The organism is Streptomyces hygroscopicus (genome assembly GCF_026168105.1).
Lineage (GTDB): Bacteria > Actinomycetota > Actinomycetes > Streptomycetales > Streptomycetaceae > Streptomyces > Streptomyces hygroscopicus_D.
In genome coordinates, this window is record NZ_LBMW01000012.1 from 164,636 (window position 1) to 175,599 (window position 10,964).

Sequence of the window (10,964 nt, forward strand, 5' to 3'; positions counted from 1 at the left end):
GCCGTACGCATCGATGCGTACACTCGTACACATGGAATACGCCTTCCTCGCCGGCGCCATCGGTGCCGAGGTCGTGGCCACGACCGCCATGAAGTACAGCGACGGCTTCAGCAGGGTCTGGCCCTCGCTGGTGACCCTTCTCGGTTACGTCGTCTCCTTCGTGCTGCTCGCCCAGGCTCTGAAGAGCATGTCGATCGGGACGGCCTATGCGATCTGGTCCGGAGTCGGCACGGCGACCGTCGCCGCGATCGGCCTGGTTCTCTTCGGGGAGGGGCTGGGGCTCGCCAAGATCGCGGGGATCGCGCTGATCGTCGGCGGGGTGGTGGTCCTGAACCTGGGAGGTGCGCACTGATGCCCCGGCGTTACGACCCCGAGCGACGGCAGCGGATCATCGACGCGGCGATCCGTGTCGTGGCGGACAAGGGCATCGGGGGACTGAGCCACCGCTCTGTCGCCGCCGAGGCCGATGTGCCGCTCGGCTCCACGACGTACCACTTCAAGACCCTCGACGAGCTGATGGTCGCCGCGCTGCGGCAGGCGAACGAGGGCTTCGCCAAGGTGCTCACCGAGAGCGGCCTGCTGGAGGGCGCCGAGGACGATCTCGCCGGTGACCTGGCCCGGGTCATGGGGGAGTGGCTGGGCGGCGACCGGGCGGGCGTCGAGCTGGAGTACGAGCTGTATCTCGCAGCCCTGCGCCGCTCCGCGCTGCGCCCGGTCGCCGCCGAGTGGACCGAGGAGACGGCCGAGCGGCTGGCCCGTCGCACCGACCCGGTCACCGCGCGGGCCCTCCTCGCACTGATGGACGGGATCTGTCTGCAGGTGCTGCTGACGGGCGCCGAGTACGACGAGGAGTACGCGCGGGAGGTGCTGGGACGGGTGATTCCCCGCCCCGCCCGACCGTCCCCTGAGACGACCCCGGCACCGGTTCGCCCACCCGGCCCAAGCCACGTTAGGTTTCCCCTATGACCGACACGACTGCTCCCCGTACCACCGGTGCCGTGGCCGCCGGCCTCGCCACCATCGCCGCCGACGGCACCGTTCTCGACACCTGGTTCCCCGCGCCCGGACTGTCCGCCGAGCCGGGCCCGTCCGGCACGGAGCGGCTGTCCGCCGAGCGTGCCGTGGAACTGCTCGGTGCAGGCGCCGCGAAGGCCGTGGGCCCGGACGCCCGCCGGGGCGTCGAGGTGGTCGCGGTCCGCACGGTCATCGCCTCGCTCGAGGAGAAGCCGATCGACGCGCATGACGTCTATCTGCGTCTGCACCTGCTCTCGCACCGTCTGGTCAAGCCGCACGACCAGAGCCTGGAGGGCATGTTCGGCTTCCTCGCCAACGTCGCCTGGACCTCGCTGGGCCCGGTCGCCGTCGACGACATCGAGAAGGTGCGCCTGAACGCCCGCGCCGAGGGCCTGCACCTCCAGGTGACCTCCATCGACAAGTTCCCGCGCATGACGGACTACGTCGCGCCGAAGGGCGTCCGTATCGCCGACGCAGACCGGGTCCGCCTGGGTGCCCACCTCGCCGAGGGCACCACGGTCATGCACGAGGGCTTCGTGAACTTCAACGCCGGCACGCTCGGTACGTCCATGGTCGAGGGCCGTATCTCCGCGGGCGTCGTGGTCGGCGACGGTTCGGACATCGGCGGCGGGGCCTCCACGATGGGCACGCTCTCCGGCGGTGGCAACGTGATCATCTCCATCGGCGAGCGCTGCCTGATCGGCGCCGAGGCGGGCGTCGGCATCGCCCTCGGCGACGAGTGCGTCGTCGAGGCCGGTCTGTACGTCACCGCCGGCACCCGGGTCACCATGCCCGACGGCCAGATCGTCAAGGCCCGCGAACTCTCCGGCGCCTCCAACATCCTCTTCCGCCGCAACTCGGTCACCGGCGCGGTCGAGGCCCGCCCGAACAACGCGGTGTGGGGCGGCCTGAACGAGATCCTGCACAGCCACAACTGACCCGCGGCGGCCGTGCCCTGCGGCCGCCTGACCGATCAACGCTCTGACCTGCTGCTGAGCTGTCGGCAGTCGTCGGTGTCGGTCATCGTCGAGCGCCCTTCCACGGCCCCGAGAGGGCCCGGAAGGGCGCTTTCGTTTCCGACCCCGAGCCTTCACAGCATGATCGCGTCGATCGCGGGTAGGCGCTCTGCGTATCGGGGGCGGGTTCCTGCAGCAAGGGACGGGCTCCATGACTGAGATCCCATCAGAGGTCTTCGAGACTGTGGCGAGGGATGCCCTCCACGAACTGGCCACGGCTCCCAATTGCAAGGCGTTGGGGGCTCTGGCCGGGTGTGATGTGCTGATCCCGGCGGTGAGCGGTATCTGCTACACCAGTGGTCGCAGTGGGTTCGTGCGGTTTGTGCTGCCGGTGGTCGAAAGCGTGAACTCTGCCCCGGCGGTCATGGTGTTCACGTCCGAGGAGCGGCTGTTCAGGGCCTTCCCTTATGTGCCCTGCTACCGGCCGGTCACATTGCGGCAGTTGGCCGCTCATTGGCCGACCGACGAAGTGGTTCTGGTCATCGATGCCGGGGACGAGGACTCACTGACGCTGTCTGCACACGAGGCACAGTGGTTTCTCGCACGCTGCCTCGTTTGACGCGCAGCCATCGGCCTCTCGGTCACCCCGGACAACCGGTCCCAGGGCTCCGGCGGTTAGCGGCCGGGCCGTGTGGGCCCGCACGAGCGGGCACACGCAGTCGCCCGGTACCTATGGTGTGAGCGTCGCCGTGAACTCCGCCAGTGCCGCGAAATCCTCCTCCCGCAGTCCGACCCGTGGGTCGACGTGGTGCAGGAGGGCCGGGCCCGGGTGGTGGGCGGTGACGTACGCCTCGTCCGCGAGGCTCTGCTCGTCGTCCACCCAGGCGAAGGGGCGGCCGTGGGCGTGCGCCACGATCGCCTCGGTCTTCCAGTGCACGCCGTCGGGGCGCAGCGCGAACAGACCGGGCCCGAAGTCGACGTACGGAAGCTCCGGGAGCCCGATCACCGGGCCGATCCAGCGGTTCGCCGCGTCCATCCATGTGCTGGCCCAGCACAGCTCGTAGCCCAGCTGAAGCAGCGCCTCACCGTGCCCCGGGTGGAGCCAGACCCGCAGAGGCCGTCCGGGGTGCAGGGCCACCCGGATCGTCGTGTACCCCTCGGGGCGGCGCTCAGGCCCGGCGGCCCACGGATTGAGAGGGCCGTCGACGTCGAGGTACAGCAACGGTCGGCTCACTCCGTCAACGTACGACAGCGGGATGGTGGCGGGCGAAGGGGCTCCGTACCTGCGCGACCGACCCTGCTCACTTCCCGCCGGTCAGCTCCTGGTGGGCAGAGAGCAGTGCGTCGACCGTCTCCCGGTCCGCGGGCCGCAGCGGCGGGCGGACCGGGCCGGCGGGCAGGCCGAGCCGGCCGAGCACTCCCTTCACCGTGACGGTGCCCGGCAGGGCCGAGGCCATCATCAACTCGACCAGCGGCACGACCCATTGCTGAAGACGCGCCGCCTGGGCCGTCTCGCCCGCGTCGAACGCGTCCAGAACCGCGCGGAACTGACGCGGCGCCACATTGGCCACCGTGCTCACATATCCCGCGCCGCCGACCGCGTACAGCGCGAGCACCTGCTCGTCGCAGCCCGCGTAGTACGCCAACTCCGTTCTTCCCAGCACCTTCTGGGTGCCGAGGAGGTCGTACGCGCAGTCCTTGACCGCCACGATCCGCGGATGCTCCGCGAGCCGGATCATCGTTCCGGGCTCGATACGGGTGCCCGTGCGGCCCGGGATGTCGTACAGCACGAGCGGGAGCCCGGAGGCGTCGGCGATCTCGCGGAAGTGTGCCTCGACCGCCTCCTGCGGAGGCCGGCTGTAGTACGGCGTGACCACCAACAGCCCGTCCGCGCCCGCCTTTTCTGCTGCCAGTGCCAGTTCCACCGTGTGCCGCGTGTCCGCGGTGCCCACACCCGCGACGATCGTCGCCCGTGCGCCGACCGCCTCGCGCACCGCCCGCACCAGCGCGGCCTTCTCGGCGTCGGTCGTGGTCGGCGACTCGCCCGTGGTGCCGGACAGCACCAGGCCGTCGCAGCCCTCGGCCACGAGATGGTCTGCGAGCCGCTGCGCCCCGTCGAGGTCGAGCGTGCCCGTCTCGGTGAAGGGCGTGATCATCGCGCACAGGGCGCGGCCGAAGGGAGGGGAGGGGAGGGCCGTTGTCGTCATGGGAGTAGTTTCGGCAGGGCGATCGTGAAGCTCCACTTAATTCTTCTACAGGGTATTGATAAGAGCTGCTGTTGGGTGGTTGTGTCCGGCACCGACAACTCTGTCCTCCTGGACAAAAAATATTTTCGGTGAGAGCCTGAAGCCATGTTGGACGTCACCGTGATCGAGGACCCCGAGGCCGCAGCCGTCTCGCTGGACCCCGTGCGGGCCCGGCTGCTCGCCGAGCTGGCGGACGGGCCCGCGTCGGCCGCCATGCTGGCCGGCAGGGTCGGGCTGCCCCGGCAGAAGGTGAACTACCACCTGAAGGCCCTGGAGCGGCACGGTCTGGTCGAGCTGGCCGGCGAGCGCCGCAAGGGCAATGTCACCGAGCGGCTCATGCGAGCCACCGCCGCGTCGTACGTCATCAGCCCGCTGGCGCTCGCCTCCGTGCAGCCCGACCCGGACCGCTTCCGCGACCAGCTCTCGGCTCGCTGGCTGCTCGCCCTCGGCGCCCGGCTGGTACGGGACGTCGGCTCCCTGATCACCGGCGCCGCGAAGGCCCGCAAACGGCTCGCGACGTACGCGCTCGACGGTGAGGTGCGCTTCGCCTCGGCCGCCGACCGTGCCGCGTTCATCGAGGAGCTGACGGCGGGCGTCAGCGCCCTCATACGCAAGTACGACGCCCCGGACGCCGAGGGCGGCCGGGACCACCGGATCGTCGTCGCCGTACACCCCACGGTGAAGCCGGAGGCAGCGGATTCCGCGCCCGTGCCGGAGGCGGCGGAGCCCGGGCCCGCGGCGCCGCCGGCCGCCGAACTCACCGACTGACCCGCTCATCTCACGCGCAGGAGCCCACCATGTCCAAGGAATTCGAGATCGCCCGCGAGTTTGAGGTCGAGGCCACCCCCGAGGAGGTGTGGGAGGCCATCACCACCGGCACCGGTGGCTGGCTGTGGCCGATGGACGCGCCCGAGCCGCGGGTGGGCGGCAGCGGTCCCTTCGGATCCAGGGTCATCGCCTGGGACCCGCCCCACCGCTACACCAACCGCGTCGCGGACGTCGAAGGCATCTCCCAGCAGACCCTCAACCAGCTCGACCACACCATCGAGCCGCGCGAAGGCGGCCGGCACGCCTGGGTGCGGTACGTGCACAGCGGCATCTTCGTCGACGACTGGGACAACCAGTACGACGGGGCCGACAAGCACACCGACTTCTACCTCCACACCCTGCGCGAGTACCTGACCCACTTCGCGCCCCGCCCGGTCTCCTTCGCGACCCTGAACGGTCCCGAGGCGTCCACGGCGGCCGACGCCTTCACCGCCGTCGGGCGGGCACTGGACCTCGGGGAGGGCATCGCCGTGGGCACCACCGTCGAGGTACGGGGACCGGGGCGTGGTCTGTTCGACGCCGTGGTCGACTACCACAACCCCTACTTCATCGGGCTGCGCACCGACAACGCGCTCATCCGCTTCTTCGGCCGCAACCACTGGGGTGCGCCGGTCGGCATCAGCGTGCACGACTTCGCACCCGGCGCCGACGCGAAGGCGAACGAGGCCGCCTGGCAGGGCTGGCTGACCGAGGTGTTCGCCTGACCCGCGTGTCCGCGCTGCCTGCGCGGACACGGGACGAGCCCGGCCCCCCGGACGACGGGGCCGGGCTCGTCGGCACAGGAGGCCGGAGCCGCGCAGGGCTACGGCCGGAACCGCAGCACCTGCGGGTCGTGGTCGCTGATCTGGTCGTGGAACTCCGAGTTGATGTGCACGCTGTCGTAGTCGAGGTCGCAGCCGCGGCGGATGGACGGGCCGACCAGGATCTGGTCCAGGACCTGCTCGTTGCCCTGGTAGTCGTACGTGTAGCGCTCACTCTTCGGCAGCGACTTGATCGCAGACCACAGCTCGCCGTCACCCTGGAGGATCTTCGCGGTGTCGGAGAACTCGAAGTCGTTCATGTCGCCGAGCGCGATGACCTCGGCGTTCTTCTGCGTGTCGAGGATGTTCTTGACGAAGGCGTGCACCTCGGTCGCCTGGAGGTGACGCTGGGTCTCCGAGCTGCGCGTCGGCGGCTGGTACTGGGCGTGCAGCGACTGGTCGCCGCCCTTGGAGTTCAGGTGGTTGGCGATCAGGAAGACCGTCCTGCCCCGGAAGACGAACTCGCCGACGAGCGGCTTGCGGCTGCTCTTCCAGGCGTCGCCGGCCGGGTCGATACGGCCGGGGGAGACCGTCAGCTGCGCCTTGCCGTGGACCTTGGTGACACCGACCGCGGTCGTGGAGTCGCCGCCCGGGCGGTCGGTGAAGGAGACCCGCTGCGGGTTGAAGAGGAACACCTGGCGGATGTTGCCGCCCGGCTCGCCGCCGTCCTGGTCGTTGACCGGGTTGATCGAGCGCCACCCGTACTTCGGGCCGCCCGCCGCGACGATCGCGTCGATCAGCTTGTTCACCGTCTGGCTCGCGTCGACCGTGCCGTCGTCCGTGGCGCCGTTGTTGTCCTGGATCTCCTCCAGGGACACGATGTCGGGCGACTGGAGGTTGTGCACGATCGCGGAGGCGTGGGCGGCGAAGGTGCCGTCCGACGGGTCCAGGTTCTGCACGTTGTACGTCGCCACGGCCAGCTCGCCGCGCGCCTGCTTGCGCGTGGTCTCCCGCTGCAGACCGCCGCTCTTGAGGGTGCCGAGCTGACCTGCGACGAGGGTGTAGCCGCCGAACTGGTTGTAGTCCAGTGGCCCCGTGGTGGTGCCGGTGAGCGTGTCGCCGACGTTCGCGGCCGGGAAGCTTGAGGTCGGGCCGAGCGACTGGACCTGCAGACGGCCGGTGTTCTGGGAGGTGTACGAGCCGTAGACCGTGCCGCCGCGGCGGTTGGCGTGCTCGTGCGGCTTCACCGTGACCCACAGCTCGCTGTACGGGTCGGTGGCGGTGACCACGCGGGCGTCGGCGATCCGGACGTTCATGCCCTCCAGGGACTCGTAGTAGTCGAGGGCGTACTTGGAGGGCTCCAGGGTGCGGCCGTTGATCGAGCCGTTCGCGGTCGTGTCACCCGCCGGGGTGTACTGCGCGGGCACCGACTTCGCGTCGATGACGACAGGCGCCGGGACGGCGTTGCCGCTGGAGAGCACCGTCACCGTCGGCTTGGTGATCTCGGTGACCGACTGGTTGCCGGACGAGGTGCCGCCGGGCACGAACTCCGAGACCGTGCCGGTCACCGTGACCGAGTCGCCGACGGCGACCTTCGGGGTGGAGCCGGTGAAGACGAAGATGCCCTCACTGGTGGCCGGGTTGTCGTCCGGGTTCGGGTCCTGGATCCAGAATCCTCTCGACGAGCCGTAGGTCCGCACGCCCGTGACGATTCCGGCCACGTCCGTGACCTTCTGGCCCGCGAGCGGGGATATACGGGTGGTGCCCTGGATGTCGTGGATGCGCACGGTGTCCGCGCGTGCCGGAGTGGTGACCACCACACCGGACGCGGTGGAGCAGACGGCGGCGACGGTGAGCGCGGCGAGGCGCGCGGAAGACTTGCTCGGCAACGGAATCCCTCCGGGGACATACGTGGGCGCCGGGACGAGGGTGGAGCGTGGCACGTGGGTCGCGACCGGCGGAGCGGTGGCGACGCGCGTAGAAGGCGGTGGACTTCGATCAACGTCCGGAACGTCGATCGACGTCGGTGAACGTCGATCAAGGTCGGTGGAACGTCGATCAAGGTCGGTGAACAAGTGTCCGCCGACTTCTACGCGCGTCAATCTCCTGTGTACTCAGGCCAGTTGTCAAGGTTTCGGCCATGTACACCTCCTGGCGGGGAGATGAACCGGGCGGCATGGGTGGAAATCCGTCTAGGCTGAGGCTGTGTTTCGGGGCGCCCCCTCGGTCACTACGTACGTCCCAAGGAGACCCAACCGATGTCAGACAGCTCCCCCTTGCCGCCGGTTCGGCTGCCCTCCGAAGCGGAGCTCGCGCGGGAGGCGCTCACCACGCCGCTTCTCTCCCGCGCCACCCGGCTCGCCCGCTGGGCCGGCCCCGACACCCGCGTGGGCGCCGGGGGCGAGCTGGTCGAGGAACAACTGCCCGCCGCGGCGGAGGCCCTCGGGCTGACCGGTGAGGACGCCGCCGCCTATGCGAGCGAGGCCTGGCGGGTCGCCGTCGACGCCGGTCTCGTCGAGATCGTCGACGAGGAGGAGGGCACGGTCACCGCGGGTGCCGACCTCGCGCTGCTCACGTCCGGCAGCCCGAACGACGTCCTCGGCGTGTGGCTCACCGCGCTGGAGGCCGTGCTCGCCGACGCCGGGGTGCCCGACCTCGACGATCTCGTCGACGCCGTGGACGACGCCGGCGGCATCGACTTCTCGTCCCTCGACTGGGACCCGGAGGCGGAGGCCGAGTTCCTCGACGGGGTGCTCGGCAACCTCTATCTCCTGACGGTCAGCGAGGACGGGCCCGGCGACAGCCCGGTGCCGCTGCCCGCGCTGGCCGCATCGATGATCGTGCCCGACGACATGGACGAACCGACCAACGACGTCCTGGAAGAGGTCTCGGACGCCATGATGCGGCTCGACGACCAGTTCCGGATCCTCGAACCGATCGGGCTCGTCGAATTCCAGCCGGTCGACGAGGCACTGATGGCGGACGCCGAGGAGGAGCCCGCGGCGCCCGTCGACGAGACGGATGTCAGCCGGTACGGGATGGTGCGGCTGACCCCGCTCGGCCTCTACGGCATGAGGACGCGGCTGCTGGAGGCCGGGATGACCGCGCCCGCGGTGGGGGAGCTGGCGGACAAGGGTGCGGACGCCTTGCTCGACGGCACGTCCGCGTTCGGTCCGGCGGCGGCGCATGCCGAGACGGAGCAGTGGCTGGCCCGCCGCGAACCGCTCGCGTCGGCAAGGGAGTTGCTCGCGGCGGCCCGCGGCTCGGACCGTGGTGCGCCGCTGCGCAGGCTGCGCTGCCAGCAGGCGCTCTCCCTGGTCGGAGCGGAGGCGGAACCGGCGCTGCGGGAGGTGCTGGACGACGCGGAGCTGGGGGGCCTGGCGCGGGTCTGGCTCACCGAGCGGGGAGCGGCGGACGTGCCCGCGCCGCCGGAGTCGATGGTCTTCTGGCTGACCGTCGACACGGTCGCCGCCCAACTGGCCGCCGAGGGCAACTCTGCGGAGCTGCAGGGGCTGGTCGAGGGGCTGGCCGCACAGCACAGCGGATTCTTCACGACGGCGTGGCGGGTGGACCACCCGGCCACCCCGGAGGTCCTGGAGGCCATGGGACGCCTGCACCCGGACAAGAAGGTGGCGAAGGAGGCCCGGAAGGCGGCGTTCAAGGCCCGCTCCCAGCAAGGGGGTTGAGGCCTGTGGAGCCCGGCCGATGGGGCGTCGGGCGTCGCGTGCGGTGAGCAGGGGCTGGAAGAAGCCGCTGCTCTCGGGGGTCCTCCAGGTCGGCTCGGCGAACCCCGCGTCGGTGGCGTAGCCGGTCAGCTGCCGACGGGTGAGGGCCCAGTAGGTGGCTCGCCGCACGCGGACGTGCCAGTCCCCTCCGTCGGGGACGAGCTGGAAGTGCTCCAGGTCGTAGTGCTCGCCGTCCGCATGCCAGTCCCACAACTGGAACGAGATGCTCCTGCCCTGGGGCGACGAGACGGGTTGCGGCGGGGTGGACGGCACCGACACCACCGGGGCCATTCGGCGTCACTACCGGAAGCACGACCGGGTACTGATCGTCACGGACGAGCAGTACGCGTACAGCCACCACGGCGACCCGACCGAGCAGGTCCCGGCGCAAGTGCCGGTCTACACCTGGAACCTCGCCGGATGCCGCGCGGGCCACGGAGCGTCCGGGAAGGCGAACAGGCACACCTTCGGGGGTCTGACGGACGCGGCTTTCCGGACGGTGCCGTTGCTGGAGCAGGAGCGCTCTGGTCGTTGGCCCTGGCTCGAATGAAGGCGGACGGCAACAACACCCGGCCCAAGAGGCGAACTCGACGGGCCAATTGGGGTGGACACGGAGTTCTCCCACCTGCGGGCCCCCTCGACGCGGGGAGCCCGCAGGTCTCGTACGACCGCCTACAGCGCCTCGGCCGCCGGCTTCACCATTCCCCTGACCGTGCGGGACGTCGCGAAGTCGCCCATCGCGGTCATGTCCCACTCTCCGGAGAACTGCCGGACCAGCTTCGCCATCATGACCCCCGTCTGCGGCTCGGCGTGCGTGAGGTCGAAGCGCACCAGCTCCTGGTCGGTCGCGGCGTCCACCAGGCGGCAGTACGCCTTGGCGACCTCCGTGAACTTCTGGCCGGAGAAGGAGTTGACGGTGAAGACCAGCCCCGTGACCTCCTGCGGAAGACGTCCGAGGTCGACTGTGATGACCTCGTCGTCGCCCGCGCCCTCCCCCGTGAGGTTGTCGCCGGAGTGCTTGATCGCGCCGTTCAGGATGGTCAGCTTGCCGAAGTAGCAGCTGTCGATGTGATTGCGCTGCGGGCCGTACGCGATGACGGACGCGTCCAGGTCGATGTCCTTGCCGTGGAAGGCGGGTTCCCAGCCGAGGCCCATTCTGACCTGGGAGAGCAGCGGGCGGCCGCCCTTGACCAGGGAGACGGTCTGGTTCTTCCGCAGACTGACCCGGCCCTTGTCGAGGTTGATCTTCCCGGCACCGGGCGCCGGAGCGGCCGGGGCCGCGGGCGGCGCGGGCGGCGGGGGAGCGGCGATGGAGGGGGCCGCGGGCGGTTGTGCCGGGGGCGGCGGGACGACGGCTCCGGCCGGCGACGGCGCGGCGACGGGCCCTGCGGCCGCGGCCGGTTCCTCCACCGTGACGCCGAAGTCGGTGGCGATGCACGCCCGCCCGGTCGCATA

11 protein-coding genes and 1 pseudogene are annotated in these 10,964 nt (G+C 70.4%); 8 read left to right on the forward strand and 4 right to left on the reverse strand.

Features of this window, described 5'->3' with window-relative positions; translation table 11 throughout:
- The first annotated feature begins 31 nt into the window (after nucleotides 1-31).
- The 4 genes from AAW14_RS14980 (at nucleotide 32) to AAW14_RS14995 (ending at nucleotide 2,589) form a co-directional block, all read left to right on the forward strand.
- Nucleotides 32-352, forward strand: a complete 321-nt coding sequence (locus AAW14_RS14980) for a DMT family transporter (RefSeq protein ID WP_265564092.1) — start codon at nucleotides 32-34, stop codon at nucleotides 350-352.
- Nucleotides 352-966, forward strand: coding sequence for a TetR/AcrR family transcriptional regulator (locus AAW14_RS14985; RefSeq protein ID WP_265564094.1), 615 nt, complete (start codon nucleotides 352-354; stop codon nucleotides 964-966). Before AAW14_RS14980 ends, AAW14_RS14985 begins: the two co-directional genes overlap by 1 nt.
- Nucleotides 963-1,952, forward strand: a complete 990-nt coding sequence (dapD, locus tag AAW14_RS14990; protein WP_265564095.1) for a 2,3,4,5-tetrahydropyridine-2,6-dicarboxylate N-succinyltransferase — start codon at nucleotides 963-965, stop codon at nucleotides 1,950-1,952. The genes AAW14_RS14985 and dapD overlap by 4 nt, the downstream gene beginning before the upstream one ends.
- A gap of 229 nt (nucleotides 1,953-2,181) precedes the next feature.
- Nucleotides 2,182-2,589 (forward strand): SseB family protein, encoded by a 408-nt coding sequence (locus AAW14_RS14995; protein WP_265564097.1) that lies wholly within the window; start codon nucleotides 2,182-2,184, stop codon nucleotides 2,587-2,589.
- A 111-nt stretch (nucleotides 2,590-2,700) separates the two neighbouring features.
- Here the strand turns inward: AAW14_RS14995 and AAW14_RS15000 are convergent, their stop codons facing one another.
- A complete protein-coding gene (locus AAW14_RS15000; RefSeq protein ID WP_265564099.1) occupies nucleotides 2,701-3,204 on the reverse strand; it encodes a hypothetical protein in 504 nt (167 codons plus the stop codon).
- Between the two features lie 67 nt (nucleotides 3,205-3,271).
- Nucleotides 3,272-4,177, reverse strand: a complete 906-nt coding sequence (gene dapA, locus AAW14_RS15005) for a 4-hydroxy-tetrahydrodipicolinate synthase (protein ID WP_265564101.1) — start codon at nucleotides 4,175-4,177, stop codon at nucleotides 3,272-3,274.
- A 144-nt stretch (nucleotides 4,178-4,321) separates the two neighbouring features.
- Here dapA and AAW14_RS15010 point away from each other — a divergent pair, with 144 nt between their 5' ends.
- Both AAW14_RS15010 and AAW14_RS15015 read left to right on the forward strand, forming a co-directional pair.
- A complete protein-coding gene (locus tag AAW14_RS15010) occupies nucleotides 4,322-4,984 on the forward strand; it encodes an ArsR/SmtB family transcription factor (protein WP_265564103.1) in 663 nt (220 codons plus the stop codon).
- Nucleotides 4,985-5,013: 29 nt separating this feature from the next.
- Nucleotides 5,014-5,748 (forward strand): SRPBCC family protein, encoded by a 735-nt coding sequence (locus tag AAW14_RS15015; RefSeq protein WP_265564105.1) that lies wholly within the window; start codon nucleotides 5,014-5,016, stop codon nucleotides 5,746-5,748.
- Nucleotides 5,749-5,846: 98 nt separating this feature from the next.
- Here the strand turns inward: AAW14_RS15015 and AAW14_RS15020 are convergent, their stop codons facing one another.
- Nucleotides 5,847-7,673 carry an endonuclease/exonuclease/phosphatase family protein gene (locus tag AAW14_RS15020; RefSeq protein WP_265564107.1) on the reverse strand — a complete coding sequence of 609 codons (1,827 nt, stop codon included), beginning with the start codon at nucleotides 7,671-7,673 and terminating at the stop codon, nucleotides 5,847-5,849.
- A gap of 369 nt (nucleotides 7,674-8,042) precedes the next feature.
- Here AAW14_RS15020 and AAW14_RS15025 point away from each other — a divergent pair, with 369 nt between their 5' ends.
- Both AAW14_RS15025 and AAW14_RS15035 read left to right on the forward strand, forming a co-directional pair.
- Complete coding sequence (locus AAW14_RS15025; RefSeq protein ID WP_265564109.1) at nucleotides 8,043-9,470, forward strand: hypothetical protein; 1,428 nt, start codon at nucleotides 8,043-8,045, stop codon at nucleotides 9,468-9,470.
- A 295-nt stretch (nucleotides 9,471-9,765) separates the two neighbouring features.
- A pseudogene (locus tag AAW14_RS15035) lies at nucleotides 9,766-10,059 on the forward strand (TROVE domain-containing protein); the annotation flags it as partial.
- A gap of 122 nt (nucleotides 10,060-10,181) precedes the next feature.
- Here AAW14_RS15035 and AAW14_RS15040 read toward each other — a convergent pair.
- Nucleotides 10,182-10,964, reverse strand: a 783-nt coding sequence (locus AAW14_RS15040) for a TerD family protein (protein WP_265564111.1), incomplete at its 5' end; no start/stop codon positions are given.